This is a genomic window from Capnocytophaga sp. (assembly GCF_030532915.1).
Lineage (GTDB): Bacteria > Bacteroidota > Bacteroidia > Flavobacteriales > Flavobacteriaceae > Capnocytophaga.
On sequence record NZ_JAUNKD010000017.1, the window covers coordinates 1 to 20,951 of the forward strand.

Genomic DNA, 20,951 nt, shown 5'->3' on the forward strand with positions numbered 1-20,951 from the left:
CGCTGATTTTCAAGAGCATTTTTTCAAACACTTCGGCAGCTTGTGTTTTTTTGGCACTGGCAAAACTCATCAGCGACACCGCCAGCACGCCCACCGGTTAGCGTAAATTGCCCTTCGTTGTCAAAAGCGCCTTTGAGTCCGTCAAGCATCGCATCAACAATTTTTTTAAGTCCGTCTACAAATTCAAAGAAGCCTTTAAGCGAACTTTCACTGCATTCGTTGCCCGAATGGGTGTTGTACTCGTTCATATAATGCGCATAACCCAAATCAACTTCTTTCAGAAGCGTGTTCAAATCATTGATAGCCAACACTTCCGTTTTATTTTTAAAGTGGGTTTCAATGCGTTTTAAATAGGCATTAAAATCAGGCTGAAATCGTTTTTTTAGATGCTCGTTGATGTAATCGGTATTGTAATAAGCACTTCGGCAAGGGTCATACGAAATAGATACTATCCACGAAACCAGTGCCGTAGCCGCTACCAACGCCGCCCCGACTATCTGACCGACACCCGGAAAGCAACTGGCAATCGCTGCTGCCGTGTTACCCACGGTGTTAATCGTACCGGTAACGCTCTGTTTGCCCATTTCAGTGCCTACCTGCGCGTTGTACTTGGCGGTGTTGTAACCCTCATTAACTAAGGTGTTTACAATGTCGGTTGCCGATTGTGGGCTTGCCAATCCCGAAAATTTCGGTTTTGCGGTTTTTGCGGAAATAAAAACGTCATCGGTTTTTAAAAACGGAAGTTCGGCAAATTGCCCTATCGTACCGTCAATGGTGTAATAACCGTCTTTTAATTTATTGGTTTTCTGATTTTTAGGAACGATAACGTACACGTGCGTATAGGCATCGGCATACATTCCGCGTTGGCGTATGCGCCTCATATAGTGCGAAATACCCGCATTTTGCAGAATAGTACTGGCAAAAATGGAATAGCTTTTGCAATCAATCCCTTCATTGCGAGATGCCCAGCTGCAAGCCGGTGAACGTAATTTTTGTACTTCGCCGTCCAACTTGTATTGCAAATGGTTGAACAAAAACGAATGAATATTCGCACAAAAACGCGCCAGTGAGGTTTCATTTTGTAAAAGAACTTGTGTAAGTCGCTCGGTGTGATGGCGGTATTTTAAGGCGGTTTCTTTCATTTTTTGAATGGAAAATGACGTGTCGCCTTTGCCTAACCGCACCGATGAACAATCGGACGAAGGCATATAACCGTCGTATCGCGCACCGGACAAAATCGGGCGATACAAGGCTTGATTAATGCTTTCATAACTGCTCATTTTTTGCGATTTTTTACCCTGCAAAGGAAAGAAGAAAAGCAAGGGGGGTAGGTCAAAAAGGGTCATTTTAGGTCAAAAAGGGTCAAAAAAGGGCATTTTTAAACATTTTGAACAAAAAAAATAACCGCCCGAAAGGGGCGGTTGCGTGGGGAAGGGAGTGTTTTTATTTTTTCTTTTTGCGGAATATTAAACAAGCTCAAAATGAAACCAAAAATTGCACTAATTAGTCTGTGCTTTGTGTTGCTTTTTTGGGGAGGGTGCGATAATGCTCCTCCCCAAAAATCAACCCTAATAAAACAATAAAACCATTCTTCTTTGAAACAGGTTATTGCACCACAATTTTTACAACTTTCTCTTCTGCTTTGGTGTTTACTATCCGTAAAAAATGTTCTCCCTTTGGTGCAAATACGTTCATTTCGTGAAAATTTTCAGTTACACCCAAAAATGTATCGTTCAGATACCAAAAAACCTCCCCTGCACCATTTACTGCCTTTGCCACAAAGGGTTGCAATGCTCCGCCGAAGTTCTTTGCCGTATAAATAACCGTATTATGCTTGGGGTAAATAAAATCAAGGGTTTTAGCATCTTCCGATTTAAAGCAGTCAGCACGAAAGGGTGGTAATTGCCGATAGGTTATGTGGTTGCTTTTATAATACCATTCCATTACGGGCGGTAAAACGAACCACGACCTTGAAACAATATTAGCCGGCGACTCACAAAGGGTATTCACCTGAAAAGTTTCGGTTTTATCGAGATGGACGACCTTATGATACGGGCAAAGGGCATTTTCTTTGGACGTAACGGTCGCAAACTTTACTTTTTTGGTGCAATCTGGTTTGGCTAAGAACCCCGTTGTTTGGCAGAGCGTTATCTCACACAAATCTTCATACGGCTTAGCAAACCAAGAGGTTTTCGGCAGGACAGAAAACACGTTGAACAACACCGGCGCGGCATACGAAGCTCCCGTTAGCGTCGGGCGACCTTCACCCGTGGCATTTCCTACCCAGACACCCACCACAAACTCCGGCGTAGCGCCTATCGCCCACGCATCTTTATTCCCGAAGCTGGTTCCGGTTTTCCAAGCGATTTTACGGGACGATTCATAATAACGCCACGCCGCATCAGCCGTGGGGCGGTTCACTTCCTTCATTGCTTCAAACATTTCCCAAAGAGCGCCTGCCCGAAGCATCGGAACTTCGGAAGTAAATGAACCAAAATCAGGCTCTTGCTCGCTTGCATCAAGCCGTAGATTCTGAAATTCATTTTGCCGATACGATTGTTTGCCTGAAAATACGTTTAATTTCGACGCCAGATTAGTGTAAGCGCGTGTCATATCCCATAAATTACTCTCCGCCCCACCTAAAATAATGGATAATCCGTAATGGTCGGGGTGTTTTTTTATGTCGGAAAGACGTAATTGCTGTAAAATATCATAAAATCGATATGTACCGAACTTTTGCAACAGCCAAACAAACGGAACATTCAGTGATTTTGCCAAAGCCTCACCCGCTGGAACTGCCCCTTCAAAGTTATTGATGAAATTTTTGGGCGTATATCCTGAGAATTGCGTCGGTATATCGGGAATTAATTGCTCTGAAAGCAACTCGCCTTCGTGCAACATCGCAGCAAAGAGCAGTGGCTTTAAGACACTTCCGGTACTTCGCGGAGCGTGAATGATATTTACGTCCTTTTGATGTTGCACATCGGTAGGTGTGTTGCCCACATACGCCAAAACATTACGCGTTTTCACATCAACGACCAATACCGCCATATTATGAACTTCCGACTGCGAATAATGACTGTAATATCCGGCAACGATTTGATTCACCTTTTCTTGCAAAGCAACTGAAATCCCGGTACGAATGCGTTTTCCTGATTTTGTTTTAGAAAGATAATCAAGCAGATGTGGCGCAAGCTGTGGCAGGTTATGAGGTTTCTGCGGCAAGGGTTCAGCTAATGCCAATTCGTATGTTTCGACATCAATAATCGATTCTTGATGCAATTTTTTCAGTAATTTATCCCGTTTCTGCTTTAAAACTGCTTGATTTTTACCCGGAAAGATAAGACTCGGCGCATTAGGAAGCACTGCCAGCGTAGCGCTCTGCCCCCACGAAAGTTGGTGTGGTGCCACACCAAAATAACGCCACGCAGCCATATCCAGCCCCACTACATTTCCTCCAAAAGGAGCGTGGGAAGCATACAGCGACAAAATTTTATTCTTTGAATATCTAAACTCCAAGCGCGTTGCCAGCACCATTTCAATTATTTTCTCAAAGTACGTACGCTGTTGGTTTTCGCGCGATAAGCGTATCACCTGCTGGGTTAGCGTGCTTCCACCACGAACCACTTTTCCGCTACCAATGTTTTTCAGCAAGGCTTTCCCTACCGAAATTGGGTTCACGCCCCAATGATACTCAAAATAAGCGTCTTCAAACTGCATCAACGACACCTTAAACCGATACGGAACGCTATCAATTTCCGGAAAACGCCATTGCTGGTCGGTTGCAATCTTCGCTCCTAAGATGTTTCCTTCCGTACTTTCAACAACTGTGGCATAATGCTTCGGAAACAACTGTGCAGGAAGCGAAAAATAATACCAAACCAAAGCCACAAGCACGCTTATAGCCATTACAGGTCGTTTTTGCACCCATTTTTTAAGTCTGCTTACAATCTTATACATATAAAAGGTATAAACGAAGTTATTTTATCGTAATCTAATCATCATATAACACAAACCTTTGTCAATTTTTTTAGAAATTTGACAAAGATGGTAATTTACATCCCCCCTACCCCCCCTTCAAAGGGAGATTTTGGAGCGAAACATTTCAGCTACTACCTTTCAGAAGGGATTTTTCACACAAAACCTTTGTCAAAGTTCTCAAACTTTGACAAAGGTAGTAATTTACATCCCCCCTACCCCATTCAAAGAGGGATTTTGGAGCAAAGTATTTCATATACTACCTTTCAGAAGGGACTTTTCACACAAAACCTTTGTCAAAGTTCTGAAACTTTGACAAAGGTAGTAACTTACATCCCCCCCTACCCCCCTTCAAAGGGGGATTTTGGAGCGAAACATTTTAGCTGCTACCTTTCAGAAGGGATTTTTCACACAAAACCTTTGTCAAAGTTCTGAAACTTTGACAAAGGTAGTGAAAAACAGCATTACTACTTTCTTTAAAAGAAAAAAATAGTCGCTTACGACAACATTGCGCGCTTTACTTCCTCATTAATGGCATTTGCTAAATTACGGTACTTTTCTTCACCTTTTAAAAAGCTCAATGCCGAAATGGATTTGGCTAATTTGTCAAAAACAGCCTGCATTTGTGCGCGCGTTTCCTGAACCTTGCCCGATTCGTGTTGTGATTGTTCAAGTGTTCGGCTACTATGCAATGAATCAAAGCGTTCGTTGGCTGTTTTGAGCGGTGTGAGCCATTGTTTCATCTGCAAAGCCATTACGGCAGCTTGATTTTCGGAAGTTTCAAAGTCTGCAAGTATGTTTCGGATAATCGCAGTTTGGTCGCGATACGGTCGACGTGTAATCCCCTTTCCATAGGAATCAAAAATAGCTACAATACGTTGCGCCGCCTTTTTTCTGTCCGCATCAGGGAAATTCAAGAACGAACGGACGTATTGTATCAATCCGGAGAAGATACTATCGCGCTCTGCGTCCAATTCCGATAAAGTTTCTGTGTACTGATTCTTACCGAGGGGTTTCAATGCCTCTTCAAGCGCCTTAAAATGGTCGTCAAAGGTTATTTTCACCTCTGAAAGCCCCAAGTCAGCAAGGTCTGCTTCATTTTCCAAAAATGTTTTCACATTTTTCATCGTCTGTGCAAAGGTCATCAAACGAAATGATGACAAGTTTGTTCTCTTTATCATATTTTTAATTGTTTTTTATTAATTCCACATTTGTTTTGTTGTTTTATATCGTAAGGACACCTCCCTACTCCCTTTAAATGGAGATTTTTTTGCACAAAACCTTTGTCAAAGTTTTGAACTTTGACAAAGGTAGCAAGTTAAACTCCTTACCCCCCTTCAAAAGGAGAATTTTTGACAAGAATATCCTACTACCCTCTTTAAAATAGGTTTTTTTATCCAAATCTTTGTCAAAGTTTTGAAAATTTGACAAAGATAATGACTAAAACAAGCTATTTAACACTTCAAACAAGCAATTATATCATTAAAAAAGTACACTACACATCTGCAACAGTATTTTTCAATACTAAAAAAGTGCATTTCATCTTTAAAACAGCCTTTTTTATTGATACAAAAGCTCGTTACATTGATGTAGCAGCCTTTTTTAATATTAAAACTACTTATTACAAGATTGAAATAATCTTTTTTCAGCAAAAATATCCCCCTACCCCCTTCAAAGGGGGATTTTTTTGCACAAAACCTTTGTCAAAGTTTTGAACTTTGACAAAGGTAGTAAATTATACACCTATACTCCCTTCAAAGGGGAGGTTTAAAACAAAATTATACCCTACAATCTTTAAAAAGAACTTTCTTTGATTTATTGCCCAAATATACGTATTATTTTTATAAAAAACAAGTCCTAAAAAACTCCTTATTACCTTAAAAGCTAAAAACTTAACATTTCTCACGGCTTTTTACCTATATACAGCAACTAATTTAACGAATTTATAACAAAATAATAAGCCATTTTTAACATTATATGATTATCATTTAGCTGAAAACAATTTTGTTTTTTGGTGTTTTTTACTACAAAAAAGCATATACAATTCGAGTAGAAGTTTTATCAGCATTTTCACAATGTTGTTTATCTGCTTTACATTAAAATAGCCCTAAAATAAAAGTCTTCACCAAAGTAATACGAAAAACTTTGGCAAAGACTCTACGCAGAAAGATGGCAAAACTTGCCTTTACTTATTTTGAAAGATGTTACAACAAAGCAACGCTTCTTTCTTTATTTAAAATCATTTGTTTAATGCTTGAAATGGCGTATTCCGGTGAAAATCATTGCCATTTGATGTGCGTTGCAATAGTCAATACTCAATTGGTCTTTCACTGAACCTCCGGGCTGAATAACCGAAGTGATGCCGGCATTGCCTGCAATTTCAACGCAGTCCGGAAACGGAAAAAAAGCATCGCTCGCCATTACGGCGCCGTTTAAATCAAACTCACACGACCGCGCTTTTTCGATGGCTTGCCTTAGCGCATCAACACGGCTTGTCTGACCCGTGCCGCTTGCCAAAAGTTGCTTATTTTTAGCCAAAACAATGGTGTTTGATTTGGTATGTTTGCAAATTTTCGATGCGAAGAACAGGTCATCAAGCGTTTGCTGGTCAGGACGCTCCTCTGTAACGTACTGCACATCGGCAAGAGTATCGGTTTTGAGGTCTTTATCTTGCAGGAGGTATCCGTTTAGGCAACTTCGCACCTGACTTTGCGGCAGCTGCACATTTTTCTGTACCAAAATGATACGGTTCTTTTTCTGCATCAAAATTTCAAGCGCTCCATCGCTGTATGAAGGCGCAATGATGACTTCAAAGAAGAGCGAATTGATGTCACCCGCCGTAGCCGAATCAATTTTCGTGTTTGAAATCAAGATACCGCCAAACGCCGACACGGGGTCGCCGGCAAGTGCTGCCCCGTAAGCCTCGCGGATACTTTTGCGCGTTGCCACACCACAGGCGTTGTTGTGTTTGAGAATGGCAAAAGTTGGGTCTTCGTTTTTAAACTCTGCAATGAGGTTTACCGCAGCATCAACGTCAAGCAGATTGTTATAGGAGAGTTCTTTTCCGTGTAATTTATCGAAAAGCGCCTCGAAATTGCCGTAAAAATAGCCTTTTTGGTGCGGATTTTCGCCGTAGCGGAGAGTTTGTCCGTTTGGTTCGCTGATTTTTAGTGTCGGGATGGCTTCGGTTTGATTGAAATAGTTAAAAATCGCCGTATCATAGTGTGATGACATTTTGAAAGCCTGCGCTGCGAAGTATTTGCGCTGTTCGAGGGTTGTTTTGGCTTGATTCTTCACTAAAATATCCAATAATTGCGGATATTGCTCCACTGACGAAACGCATAGAACATCTTTGAAGTTTTTTGCCGCCGCACGAATGAGCGAGATGCCTCCGATGTCAATTTTTTCAATAATCTCACTTTCGGTAGCGCCACTTGCCACTGTTTTTTCAAAAGGATACAAATCAACGATAACAATATCCAATTGCGGAATGGCATACTGAATCATTTCGGCAACATCACTGTCATTATCCTGCCGATTTAAAATGCCACCGAAGATTTTCGGGTGTAACGTTTTAACGCGCCCGCCAAAGATGGACGGATATTCGGTAACGGTTTCAACCGGAATTACTTCGACTCCCAAACTTTTAATAAAAGCTTCGGTACCTCCTGTGGAGTAGATAGTTATCCCTAAACTATTCATTTTATGAATAATAGGTTCCAATCCTGTTTTATCGAAAACAGAAATTAATGCAGATTTGGCTTGTTTTGTAAGTTCCATTAAAAAAAAGTCTTATATTTGAGCCACAAAAATAAGTTTTTTTGTCTGAAAATAAAACGTATTGAGCAAAAATTATGTTTATATATCTTCAACTTTTAAAAGAGAGCCTAAACTTTGCCATAAAATCGCTTCGCGACAATAAGTTGCGTACGTTTTTATCGTTATTGGGCGTTACGGTCGGGATTTTTTCGATTATTTCGGTACTTTCAGCAGTGGATTCACTCAACCGCACCATACAGGAAAACCTGACGAGCTTGGACAAGAATACGTTCTACGTTTCGAAGTATTCTTTTGGTCCGACTGACGTACCGAGCTGGCAACGTGAGCGTTTTCCGCAGGTCACGTACCAAGAGTACGAATTTATCAATCGGGAAGTGCCCAACATCGCTGCGGCTTCGTATATTATCTTTGGGGTAAATTCTTCCATCAAATACGAAGGCAAAACCATTGAAAATGTACCCGTAAGCGCCGCTACTTTCGAGATTTTTGACATTGAAGACATCAAAATAGAAAAAGGGCGACTCATATCGGCTGCCGAATCAAACGCCGGAGCGCCCGTGATTGTTTTGGGGCATCAGGTTGCCGCACAGCTTTTTGACTCGGAGCATCCTATCGGGAAGGAAGTGCGTTTCTTTGGTAGAAGGATGACCGTTATCGGTGTGATGAAGAAATACGGCACAATGGGGGGTGATGCCGACGATAAAGTGTTCGTGCTTGCCACTTTTATGCGGAATTTTATGAATACCGGAGCGCAAGGCGTGCCTGCCGGCATTGCCATCAAACCCAAAAAGGACATCAATATGAAGGAATTTGAAAATAACCTCACGCAACGTTTGCGCAAACATCGCGGAGTGAAATCAAACGAACCGGATAACTTCTTCATCAACAAAGTGTCAGCTTTTACCGAAATGATAGACCAAACCATCGGGATGATGAACCTTGTCGGCTGGATTGTGGGCGGTTTTTCAATTTTGGTGGGCGGTTTTGGCATTGCTAACATAATGTTTGTCAGCGTAAAGGAGCGTACTAGCCTCATCGGGATTCAAAAATCGTTGGGAGCGAAGAATCAATTTATTTTATTTCAGTTTTTATTTGAATCGGTGCTCTTGGCGCTCATCGGCGGGCTTTTCGGGTTGTTACTGGTTTGGGTCGGCACGCAATTGGCATCAGACCTCACAGATGATTTTACGTTTGTACTCTCGCTTGCAAATATCTTCATCGGGGTGGGCGTTTCATTTGTTATCGGATTGCTTTCAGGCATCATTCCGGCACTGACCGCCTCACGGCTAAACCCCGTTGAAGCAATTCGGTCGGGACAATAATATTTTGCTTTGTAAACTACCTTCAAAGGGCAATATAAAAAACATAAAAATACGGTGGAATTACCGCATTTTTATGTTTTTTTGAAGTTAAAAATAATTTTCAGCTATCTTTTATCCAACACAAACCAAACATCAGGATTTTTGGCACTTGTCAGCTTTACACTGGTTGGATTAGCAGGATCATTGGGCTCTATTTTATAAGGAGCATTATTTACAAAAAAGTCACGAAGCGGCGCCAAATGCGAAAAAGCACCCCAATTTTTTCCTGCTTTGAGTAACGACATACCCAACTCGCCTTGCTTTTTACCTCCAGTGAAATTCAACTCAAATATCGTTTCATACCCTCTGTTAGGGTCTGATTTTAAAGTGGAAAAGAAACGAATTCCCTTGTAAGCACCTCCAAAATCAATGACTCTTAATAAATCAACATCAATTCTATAAGCAGCCATTTTTTGGTTGTTAAGCAAATCCATCTGGTCAAACAGCGCTGTGAAAGCATCGGAACTTTTCGCGGGGTTTTTCAGTTCGGTTTGCCAAGTTGAATTTACCATATCAAGCGGAGCGGGATAGAGCAAGCCTAATGTTGTTTTTCCGTCCTGACTTGTGAGCGAGTTGGTGTCTTTATTTAACATTAACTCTTGAAACGTGGTTCCGTTTATAGTAATCGGCTCATAAAAGCGAATACCTTTATCGGTGTACAGATAGGTCGTTGCAATTGATTTTGTTTCTTGATTTTCATCAAGATATGTAAAAACTATGTTTGCAGGTCGGGTAAATTTAATTTCCTTTCCATTTACCAAAAACTCAGCAAACCCTCTGGCTTTCACATACGCATTAAGTTCACTAACTTTATTAATAAAGGTTTCGGGACTTTCAGTAAGTTTTACCAAACGCATCACGCTGTGATATTTCTTTCCTTTAAGAAGAATTACATCGTCGGTAATAGACACTAATGAAAATTCAAAATCAGCTAATTGCCCATTGTAAGCACCTGAACTAGGCTCGGCAAAACTATGCAACAACGGGTTGTATTCGTCAAAAGAAAGTGTTACCCCACCATTGGGCTTTACCGAATAGGCGGAAGCTATTGCTAAACCTGCATATACATCAAGCATTGCAGTTACTTGTGTTTCGGTAAACTTCAAGGTATACATATGCCCTTGTGCCAAGCGTTCTTTCCCGCCGGGGTAGTATTCAAAAGCCCAGCCGTTAGCCGAAGCTGTCAGTTTTTTTTGCAAATCGGCAATGGACTTTTGCATTCTTTCAGAAGCAGTACCATCAAACAGTTCTTCTTCAAACTTATTACTACACGCCCCTACTACGAGAAAGGCAATGGTAAGTGCCAAAAATTGAGTTATTTTTTTCATTTTTGATTCCTTTTAGTTAATGTTATCCAAATCAATATTTTGCAAATTATTGGCTCGTGTTTGTACCTCTGTTCTTAGGGCATCTAAATCGATTTTCCAAGCGTTTTGCAAATAGTTTTTAACGATTTCAATCTTTTGATTGATGATAGGTGCTCCGGTGGTTCCGGCGGCCGTCAATGCTTTTTGCCACTGAACGTCGGAATAAGTGATGTAGTGAGCGATAAGCTCCACGAAATCCTCATTGGGGTCTTTCATTGAATATCGGCTGATAAAACCTTTTTGGTAAGCGTTCGTTTCCGTATTATCATTATTGCTCCAAGAATCACCGATATATTCTTTTGAGGTAACTAAACGAAACTCAACCGGATAATCGATGGTTTGATGCAAAATGTGCGAAAACTCGTGAAAAATAGTTCTAAAATAATAGTTATACAAAAACTCGATGTTAGCAGGATTACTAAAATTGGTTTCCAATGAATTCATTCCGTATAGGGTTATTTTCAAACCGCCTTCGGCTGTTCCCAGCACGATGGTTCCGTTATTTCTGTACGCATACGACCCCACAAGCATAATCATCTTCGGGAAATATTTTTGCAGAAATCCTTTGGGAGCAACGGCATCGTAGGCATCTAAGCAAAGGTATTTCACCAAGTTTGCCATTTTTACTGAATTTTCATACGAAGCCGGCACGAGGGTATAATCCATATCACTTTCCACATCTTCCCATCGGTAAAGGTAGGAAATGTTGTACGGTTTGACAAATATTTTTTCGAGATATTTATCAAACGTGGTACTTTTGGGTGTGCCAAAATCAATCACTGTTCTGTCGGTATCGGGAGCATCTTCTTTTGAACAAGCGATACCTCCTAATACGGTCAGCAATAACAATGAAACACTGTAAATCAATATTTTATTTAATTTCTTCATTTTATCTCATTTTTAAGTTAATTATCTTGGATTAGGTGTCAGCCCCGCATCAATCACATCTTGTGGCAACTGGAACGTTTTTCGTAAATCATTCACTTGCAATTGTCCGGCAACTGTTCGAGTTCCGTCTAAATTATGTACAATTCGCGGCACTTCAATATCGTAGCGACGAATGTCAAACCAACGTAAACCTTCGTGCAAGGTTAAAATACGACGGTAGTGTAATGCACACTGAATGAGTGCTTCTTGCGTACCGGCTTCGAGTGCAAATTTCGGACTTAACTTTTTCTTGGCAGTGGGTGTATCTGCGGTGGAGTACGCCAACCCGTTAAAGAAAGTCTCTATATCGGCTTGTGAAATATCCTGACCGCTTCGCAAATAATTTTTGCTCCACGTATTTAGGTCTTCCACCCCTTTGGCATAATTTTTCATCATAATGTATGCCTCGGCACGTGTGATTAAGGTTTCTTCGGTTGAAAACAGCACACCAACGGTTCTGCTATACCCTATTTGGGCTATCAAATCAGTGTACTGAAAAATATACGGAATTTTGTAAGACAAAGTTTTATCCAAATTAGTCCCCGAATACACCGAAGGTTTGAATTTGAAAGTGCTAGTTCCGGTTGTTCCCCACGGACCGGGAGCAAACAAGGTTTCACGATCAGCCAAATTTCTGCCGTGAGAAAAACGCGACCCGAAAAAATAAGCCCCAAACGTAAGCCCCATATTGGAGTAGCTGGTTTGCAACAGCAAATTGGCTCTACGTTCCACATTGATATACTCATTAGGTACCGTAAGGCGAGGTGTTTCGGGCAACTCATCTAAAATTTTCCAATCTCTAAGTGAATGCGATGCATCATCACCCAAAACCACACTGGCGTATTCCACCGCTTTTTGCCATCTTTCGTAGTACAGATTAAAACGGGCTGCAAAGGCATAAGCTGCCGAACGATTAAAATGATATTTTGGCACCGTGTAAATTTTATCATTTACCAAAGGCAATCCCAACTCAATATCGGCATTGATTTTTTCATACACCTCTTTTACCGTACCTCGCTCATACTTAGGACTTAATGTAATTTCAGGTTTTTCCATATACGGAATTCCTAAATCAGAGGCACTGGTTTGGCTGTTGTAATGTTTTGAAAACAAATTCACTAACACAAAATGGTTATAAGCCCGTGCGATAAGTGCCTCGCCACGAAGTGCGTTAAGTTCCTGCGGATACCCCAAAGCCTCCAATGCGGCAAGTGCTTCATTGGCGTTAGAAATCGCTTTGTAAGACGTTTCCCAATATTTTTTTAAATCATCGGAGTATTCTTCTGTGATAGGTTCCCAGTAGGCTACTTGCCGATAAAACTCAGTTGAATTTGGATTTGATTCGCCATAATCATCAATGTTATCAGAAGCCAATTCGGCAGCCAAAGCATAAGTCTGGTCGGGGTAAGCCGAAACCAATATCTTCTTAATCTTATCTTCATTATCTAAAGTAGTACGGTTATCGGGCAGTTCATCTAAAAAATCATTACACGAAGTGGCAAGCAACACTGCCACTCCCCCCAATATATATCTAAATCTATTTTTCATATTCTGTTTTTTAAATTCCAATTTTTAAAGATAATGTTATTTGTTTTGACATAGGCGTTGCCACCCCTCCGGAGTTAAAGAACTCGGGATCTTGTCCGTTGAGTTTTTTATCGGCATAAAGCAAGAACAGATTCGTCGCCTGCAACTTCAAACCTAAATTTTTAAGCTTAAATTTCTCAACAAGTTCTTTGTCAAAATCATAACCCAACGAAATTTCTTTAAGGCGAATAAAATCTCCTTTGGCAATACGTGCCGAAGAATAATTATACGCGTTGTAGGCACGACTTAATCTACTATCATCCTTGTCCATTCTGCGAGTGGCAATCACCGGAATATCGGTATGGTTTTCATCTCCCGCCACTACCCAACGGTTTGCAAACTCACGTGGCATTGCATCTAAATCAGAATATTCTTTTGAGAATATAGGATTTAAACGTACTACGTTACCAAACGAATAGGTGATGAAGACGTTTAATTTCAACCCTTTGTATCTAAACAAGTTACTCAAACCACCGGTATCGGTAGGGTCAACAGAACCGGAATATACCAAATGATTGATTTTTTTACGTTCTTGAAAGTTAAGGTCTGTGCTTGTAAGCTCGCCCTTTTCGTTAATAAAGGTTGGCACGCCGCTTGAATTAAGCCCTCTGTAATCAAATGAGAACAATGAACGCGCCGGATATCCCTCGCGGGCAAAACCTTCACTTTTAACCAAATCAATTACACGGGTAAAGTTATCCAACCGAACAATTTCATTGTTCGCTTTGGCGTAAGTAAAGTTGGTTTCCCAAGAGAAATTGTCAGTTTTAACATTCACCGTGTTGATTGAAAGCTCAAGACCGCTTGATTTCATTTTGGCTACGTTTCCGTATTTTTGAATTTCACCACCCAAACCTTGCGTAGTAGTAATTCCGATTAGGTCATAATTATTGCGGGTGTAATAATCAGCCCCTACATTGATTCTTCCGTTAAGGAAACCTACGTCAATCCCCACGTTAACTTCTTTTTTCTTTTCGTAGGTAAGTTCGCTATTTTGCAATGAATAAACATACAAAGCGGTTTCTTGGGTGCTGGTGCTGGGACGCCACGGATTGGTACTGCGGATATCTACCAAACTGTTGGTTACCCACGACGGACCGCGGTCAGCCGTTAAACTATATGAACCTTTCAACGTTAAGTGCGAAACATATTTCTGTTTTGAGAAGAAATCTTCTTCGTGTACATTCCAAGCTCCTGAAATATTCCAAGTAGGCAACCAACGAGCTGAACGTGAGCGACCCAATTTGTTTGTCCCTTCATATCGCAAGGTTCCGTTGATGGTGTATCGATGTTTCCAAGAATAAGTACCATTGGCAAAAAACGCCATATTTCGGTAGCGTGTATTGCTGATTGAATAATACAAATCATTCTCTTCTATACCGCGTTTGAAAGCGTTTAAAACATAGAAAGGCTGTTCTCCTAGTGCATATTGCAACCCGTAACCTCTCATTTTATTGTTGTTACGGTCAGTACTGTTTGACTCTGCCCCCAAGTTGAGGTTTACCGTATGATCATTGTTGATAATGTCTTTATACGCCAATGATGAACGAAAATCATACCCAAGTAAGTTATAATTGGTGCGGCGGTAAATTCCCCCTTGTGGCAAAATGCTTTCAGGCAAAGCGTGCGGGTTGTCACGGTCTTTATAGAGCAACGGATTACGGTCTCTGATAGTAGCTGTTTCCATAGCTCGGTAAGCGTTTGCCTGATTAGAAAATTCAGTAGCGTGGTGGTCAATATTCGTGTTTTGATATTTGATAGCCACCATATTAGAGAAATTTATTTTTGGAGAAATTTTCCACTGTAACTCACCTTGAAAACGCAAATCCACTACGTTTAAATCCATATAGTTATTATCCAATTCGTGGAAGATATTGAACGGTGCATAGTTACGTTTGTAAAATTCATCAGTTCGCAGGGTACGCGATGAATTGATGGCAAATGAATACGGATTGATATCAAAATCACGTTTTACCTCTCCGCTAACGGCATCGGTGCTTTGTGAGAGTGTTCCGGGTGCACGCTGTTTTCGGTATGAAGCATTTGTGATAATATTCAACGACAAACTTTCAGATAGTTTAAAGTTTGAATTAAAATTCCCCGTGTAGCGGTTCACCTTGCTTTGCACCGTCCAGCCGGGGTCAACCAAGGCACTGAGCGACCCATAGTAGGTTGATTTTTCGGTACCGCTTGACATACTAACTGAATGATTTTGCATCACATTGGTTGAAAAAAGCGCATTGAACCAGTTGGTGTTACGCAATTCGGCCTCACGTAAATAAGCCGCTTTTGCCTCAGGTGTATTTTCCAACTTGAATTGCCCAGTAGCCGGATCAATTTCGCTTAGCAGTTTGTACATCTGTCCGTAAACCCCACTCTCTTTGGCAGTTGCCACATCGGCATAATTAAGCCAACCTCCGTTTCGCATTTCTTCGTAAACCGACATTTGCTCTTGCGAGTTCATAATATTAAAATCGGTATATGAAGGAATGAATCGGAAAGTTGATTCGTTACTATAATTAAACGTGCTCACGCCGGCTTTTCCTCTTTTGGTAGTAATGACAATTACCCCTGCCATTGCTCTTGCTCCATAAATGGACGTAGCTGAACCGTCTTTAAGCACTTCAAAACTCTCAATATCATCGGCATTAAGCCCCGCAATGGCAGAACTAATTAGGGTAGTGGCATCTCCTGATGAAAGGGCATCAGCCCCGAGTTCTACTACATCTTCAATGATAATCCCATCAACTACCCAAAGGGGTTTTTGATTTCCGTAGATGGAAGTTGCCCCACGCACTCTGATTTTTGGAGCAGCCCCGAAAGTGCCCGACACGTTTTGCACGGTAACCCCAGCTGAACGCCCTTCCAAAGCACGACTCACATCGGGCACACCTGCCAAACGGGTGGTTTCGGCAACGATTTTGTCGGCAGCTCCGGTAAACAAACGGCGGTCGGTGGTGGTAATACCGGTAACCACTACCTGCTCCAATTCTTCAGCAGATTCCTTCAAAACCACATCAATTTTGCTTAAAGTTCCTACTTTTTTATCAACGGTTATCATTCCGATGTACGAAAATTGAAGCGTTTTTCCAACGGAAGCCTTAATGGTGTATTTTCCGTCAAAATCAGTTTGCGTTCCTTTTTGTTCCCCCTTGATGATTACAGTCACACCGGGCAACGGAATGCCACCTTCATCTTTCACGGTTCCCGTAATTGTTTTTTCTTGTGCAAAGGTAAACCCAAATGCCAAGAAAAAAAGCAATACTAAACAAATGGTTCTCTCTCTCATACGTTGTCTACTTTTATTGTTAGTTGAGGCAAAATTATAAAAACATCTAAATAAAACAAATTTACGAAGAATAAAAAACCATTCATCTACCTTTAAGCAGAAAAAACCTACAAAAATAGTGTATCGTTTATCATTTTGTTAATAAAATATTAAAATCATATTTTTTTAACAACAAAAATACGAATAATTCATTTTCACAACCCTTCTAAAAAACAGCAGCTATAAAAAGACCTCTTAACCCTTAACTTTATAAAACACTGTTTACAAACAACTTAACACAAAAACAAAGAAACAATGGTTTTCAAAAAATAATTTCAATTTCGATAATGTTTAACCTTTTTTAACTAATTTCATTAACTAAAAAACAATCACTCACTTGACAATTTACCCAAAACACATCAAATAAAAGTTAAGTCTTTAATCATCAAAAATTGATTTAACTTTTTGCAACAACATCACCGTTTTATTCACATTAAACTTTTGCATTAAGTTTTTACGATGCGAATCAACCGTTAGCGGACTAATATTCATTTTTTCGGCTATTTGCGTGGAAGACAACCCTTCGGCAAGATACCTCAACACTTCCTTTTCACGGCGGGTAATCATCGGAATTTCTTCAAAATCGTGCCGTGAAGGTGTTAAAAGCTCAACAATCTGTTGGTTTAAATACGTTTTTCCTTCGTAAACGGTTAAAATAGCTTCTTCTATCTCGGTCATCGGGCTGCTTTTAAGCAAATATCCCGCCACGCCATCGCCAAGCATTTGCCCAATAACAATAGGGTCATCTACGTTGCTGAGCCCTAAAATTTTCAGCCCCGCATAGCGGCGTTTTAGGTCTAAACAAATCTCCGAAGCCTTTCCGTCGGGCAAATGAATGTCAAGCAACAACACATCGGCTATGACATTTTTAAGAACCTCAGTGAGTTGCGCTATGGTTGAAGCAGTTGCCACAACTTCCATCTCGGGATGTGATGTTATGAAACTTTGCAAACCTTGATTGATAACTGGGTGGTCATCGCAAATAATAATTCGTATCATAGTTCTTCTATTTTGCATTCGATTGTGATGGTAGTGCCTTCACCTTGTCGGGAATCGATTTCCATTGTTCCACCTAAATAATTCACCCGTTTTTCGATGTTATTAAGCCCCATATTGCGTGCCACACCTTTCACATCAAAACCTTTTCCGTTGTCTTCAATTTCAATCAACAGCAGTGCATCTTTAAAGGTGCATTGTAAAAGTATTAACGAGGCTTCGGAATGTTTCACGGCATTGGTAAGCAATTCTTGCACAATCCGATAGGTTGAAAGTTGCCATTTAGGGTTTCGCAAATCATTGAGCCCTGCGGTGTAGAGTTTAATTTGCTGTTTTTCGGTTTGTAACGACTGGCAAAAATCGGAAATAGCCACACACAACCCGTACTTTTGCAATGCCGGCGGCACCAAATTATGTGCCGTGTTACGCAACTCAACAATGGCAATATCCAACTGGCGAACAATATCCGAGAGGTTTACCTTTTCATTGCGATTTTGCGCCAAAACCTCAACATTCATTTTGATGCCCGTAATGCGCCCGCCCAGTCCGTCGTGGAGTTCTTGCGCCAATCGGTTGCGTTCTTGTTGCTCGCCTTCCATCAGGGCGTGCGTAATTTCAATTTCCTGCTGTTGTTTGTGTAGCAACATATCTTTTTTGTGGCGTTTTTTGCGAGCGTTCCAAGCATATACCAGCCAAGCCGAAAGTATCAAAACGATAAAAATTCCGCTGAGGAGCAAAATCCGATTGAGTTTATTTTGATTTTCAAGTTTTAAAATGGCTTTTTCTTTTTCTGCCGTACGATATTGAAGCTCCATATCGGCAAGCATTTTCTTGTCGTTTTGCGCAATCAAACTATCGCGGAGCTGACGATGACGCACCATTAAGCCGTATGCCGCTTCGTGGTTGCCCAATTTCGATTCAATATCAGCAAGTTCGTACATAAAAACAAGTTCGTTTTTTGTGATGGCACGGGCTGTTCCGCGTTCGGAGAGTTTTTGTAATTCCGTTTTAGCTTGCTGATAATCACCTAATACCTTCAACGCCTGCACTTTTTGGTAATGTAACACGTCATAATCCCATTTCATATTATTTTCTTGGGCAAAACGGGTTCCTTTTTCAATACTTTCCAAGGCTTGGTCGTTTTTTCCGACAAGTAAAAAATAATGGGCTTCATTGCGGAAAAACAATGCCGTGAGTTTGCTCTGCGGATATTGCTTCCAGAGATTGAGCGTTTCTCGGTACAGTGACGTTGCTTTTTCGGTGTCTTTTCGGTTTAAGTGAAGCTCCAACATATTGAGGTATGTCCACAACAGGGCTTCATTTTTGCGTCCTGTATTTTCAGCTTGTGAAAGCGATTTTCGGTAGTATTCAAGCGCTTTATCCCACTCTTTATTATTGGCAAAAATCATCCCGACATCAGTGAAATAGCCCATCAAAAGGTCGCTATCGCCCGATTTTTCGGCAAACGGAATGCAATAGTCCAAGGTTATGTTCAAAAAGCGGTCTTCCCTGCCGTTGTACTGTTCCAACGTGCCGTAATTGTGCCAAAGCCTTGCTCGGTACCGATATGCCTCGGGGGTGGTGTGCCATTTGAGGTAATCTTCGGCTTTTTGGTATAATTTTTGACTTTTTTGGTGATTATAATCGAAATAAATGCCGGCTTCAGTAAAATAATAAACGCCTTCAAAAAAGGTTTTTCCTTTAACAATCGGAAGGGCTTTTCGCAGCGTTTGCAAGGCTTGAAGCGTATCGGTATATGACAGATAATCAGCTAATTCCATCAACGCATAAAAACGTTCCGTATCAGAGGAAGCGTTTTTTACGGCATCGCGCAACACATCGGTTTGCTGGGCGTTTCCTATCTGAAACCACCAGCCCAAGCACAAAAACACTATGAAAACGACTTTTTTCAACACGGTTTAATTTCGGTTTTAGGAGGTAAAAGTAGTAATAAAAACCGATTTTGAAAAAAAACGAACAAAAAAACACAAAAATACTTGACTTATAACAAAAAAAAGTATCTCTTTGCAAAGAGAAATTCACTTTTAGTCTAACTTTCAAAATAAAGAATATGATAGGAATTGGACAATTACTAAATTTCGCAATTTGGCAATTACTAAACATCGTAATTGTTATCGGGATAGTGTATTTATTATACCTCGTTATCCGTTATTTTATGAGAAAGAAATAATATCGTTTGCAACAGTAACAAAAAGGCTACCGGTGAGTAGCCTTTTTTAGTACTGGTTTTCAACTAAAAAAACAACACTACAAAAAATAAACCTTTTCTTCCCGCTTACATTTCTCAGCTTCAAACGTAACTTTTATCATTTATTAACAAACATTAACGCATAAAATCCCTAAAAGAGGGGATTGTTTTCAAGTAAGTAACCACCGTATCTTTGCAACAGCGGATTACCCATAATTGGCTGCTTTTGTTTTTCTTGCACAGAAAAGTGAAAAAGAACAATTATTTATTTGTTTTCCAATTATTTACAAAAATCCGTTGCAATAATGGCGAATTCACTTTAAAACAATAAAAAATGAAAAATGTACTCACAATCCAAAAAATTGCGTTGCTGATGTTACTAACATTTGGTATTACGGCTTGCGGAAAAGACAGTTCCGACAGCACCGACCCTTTTGAAGGTAATTGGCGTTTGGTGGCTTTAGTTCAAGGAGGGCAAATTGTTGATATTACCTCCAATAACATTCCTTGTTTTAAAAACAGCAAACTCACGGTAACAAGCTCTGATTTTAACTTATTCTTTGTTGCGCCCGAATCCCTAACGCCTAACAGTCAATGCCAAAGCGTAACCGAAGTCGGCACGTGGACAAAACGCGATGGCGATTATTACATCACGCAAAACGGACAAGAAGCCAAGTTCCCAATCGTGTTTACCGATGATAACACCACGCTCCGATTCACATACGGTCAAGGTGCCAACGCTTTTGATTTGGTTTTCAAAAAAATAAACACCACATCAGCAAGCAACAACACCAATGCCACCAAACCCGGAACAGGCGTGTATGCCGGGATTTGGTTTATCGGTTCATCGCGCTATGACTTAGCCATTTACCTGCGTGATGACGGCACATACACCGAGGGCTTGCACCAAAACGATTGGAAAACCCGAATAGACGGAAATTATACCATTCAAGGCAACAAACTCACCACCACCAACAAAGCCGGAGAAAAGTCGTATTATGAATATCACGACAATTACAGTTATATGCTTGCCGACGGAGCGTATTTTATGTTCAAGGTTGATTTTGTGAATCAAATTCCGCCCAGCGGATACAAATTTCAAAACATTGCCGTGCTTGATGCAGCAGGCAATTTTTCCGCTTCGGGGGTAAGCGGTTATTTGTATTTTGACGGTAACGGCAAGTTTTCCAACGACAGAAGTGCTTTTTCACAAACCTCAGGAAGCAACATCGGTTCGGCGAGTTATTCGGGGCAGAAATACGTAGGCACTTACACCATTTCTAACGGAAATTTAACCCTTCAATACGCCAACGGCTCAACAAGCACCCATAGTTTCTTCTACGGAAAACCTTCTAAAAAAGGCGATGATGCCACCATCGTAGTTGATGGATATACCTATTTCCAACAATCTTAATTTT

The 20,951-nt window shown here is 40.7% G+C and carries 12 protein-coding genes; 2 read left to right on the forward strand and 10 right to left on the reverse strand.

Features of this window, described 5'->3' with window-relative positions; genetic code table 11:
• Positions 1-23 precede the first annotated feature (23 nt).
• From Q4D72_RS06735 to purH, 4 genes are all read right to left on the reverse strand, one after another.
• Positions 24-1,280 (reverse strand): hypothetical protein, encoded by a 1,257-nt coding sequence (locus tag Q4D72_RS06735; protein ID WP_303076941.1) that lies wholly within the window; start codon positions 1,278-1,280, stop codon positions 24-26.
• Positions 1,281-1,605: 325 nt separating this feature from the next.
• Entirely contained in the window at positions 1,606-3,909 is a 2,304-nt protein-coding gene (gene pbpC / locus Q4D72_RS06740) for a penicillin-binding protein 1C (protein ID WP_303076990.1), read from the reverse strand.
• A gap of 566 nt (positions 3,910-4,475) precedes the next feature.
• On the reverse strand, positions 4,476-5,159 hold the full coding sequence (locus tag Q4D72_RS06745) for a DUF6261 family protein (protein ID WP_303076942.1): 684 nt from the start codon (positions 5,157-5,159) through the stop codon (positions 4,476-4,478).
• 1,066 nt (positions 5,160-6,225) lie between these two features.
• The gene (gene purH, locus Q4D72_RS06750) at positions 6,226-7,758 is read right to left on the reverse strand and encodes a bifunctional phosphoribosylaminoimidazolecarboxamide formyltransferase/IMP cyclohydrolase (RefSeq protein ID WP_303076943.1); all 1,533 of its coding nucleotides are present in this window, start codon (positions 7,756-7,758) and stop codon (positions 6,226-6,228) included.
• 74 nt (positions 7,759-7,832) lie between these two features.
• Here purH and Q4D72_RS06755 point away from each other — a divergent pair, with 74 nt between their 5' ends.
• Complete coding sequence (locus tag Q4D72_RS06755; RefSeq protein WP_303076945.1) at positions 7,833-9,080, forward strand: ABC transporter permease; 1,248 nt, start codon at positions 7,833-7,835, stop codon at positions 9,078-9,080.
• Between the two features lie 104 nt (positions 9,081-9,184).
• Here Q4D72_RS06755 and Q4D72_RS06760 read toward each other — a convergent pair whose 3' ends face one another.
• The 6 genes from Q4D72_RS06760 to Q4D72_RS06785 all read right to left on the reverse strand — a co-directional run bounded on the left by Q4D72_RS06760 (position 9,185) and on the right by Q4D72_RS06785 (position 19,237).
• Positions 9,185-10,447, reverse strand: coding sequence for a DUF4302 domain-containing protein (locus Q4D72_RS06760; protein WP_303076946.1), 1,263 nt, complete (start codon positions 10,445-10,447; stop codon positions 9,185-9,187).
• A gap of 12 nt (positions 10,448-10,459) precedes the next feature.
• Complete coding sequence (locus tag Q4D72_RS06765; RefSeq protein WP_303076947.1) at positions 10,460-11,374, reverse strand: putative zinc-binding metallopeptidase; 915 nt, start codon at positions 11,372-11,374, stop codon at positions 10,460-10,462.
• Between the two features lie 21 nt (positions 11,375-11,395).
• Complete coding sequence (locus Q4D72_RS06770) at positions 11,396-12,961, reverse strand: RagB/SusD family nutrient uptake outer membrane protein (protein ID WP_303076948.1); 1,566 nt, start codon at positions 12,959-12,961, stop codon at positions 11,396-11,398.
• Between the two features lie 10 nt (positions 12,962-12,971).
• Positions 12,972-16,289, reverse strand: coding sequence for a SusC/RagA family TonB-linked outer membrane protein (locus Q4D72_RS06775; RefSeq protein ID WP_303076949.1), 3,318 nt, complete (start codon positions 16,287-16,289; stop codon positions 12,972-12,974).
• Between the two features lie 417 nt (positions 16,290-16,706).
• Complete coding sequence (locus tag Q4D72_RS06780) at positions 16,707-17,327, reverse strand: response regulator transcription factor (RefSeq protein WP_303076951.1); 621 nt, start codon at positions 17,325-17,327, stop codon at positions 16,707-16,709.
• A complete protein-coding gene (locus tag Q4D72_RS06785) occupies positions 17,324-19,237 on the reverse strand; it encodes a sensor histidine kinase (protein ID WP_303076952.1) in 1,914 nt (637 codons plus the stop codon). Before Q4D72_RS06785 ends, Q4D72_RS06780 begins: the two co-directional genes overlap by 4 nt.
• A gap of 630 nt (positions 19,238-19,867) precedes the next feature.
• On the opposite strand from Q4D72_RS06785, the gene Q4D72_RS06790 reads away from it, so the two are divergent.
• Positions 19,868-20,947 (forward strand): lipocalin family protein, encoded by a 1,080-nt coding sequence (locus Q4D72_RS06790; protein ID WP_303076954.1) that lies wholly within the window; start codon positions 19,868-19,870, stop codon positions 20,945-20,947.
• The last annotated feature ends 4 nt before the right edge of the window (positions 20,948-20,951 follow it).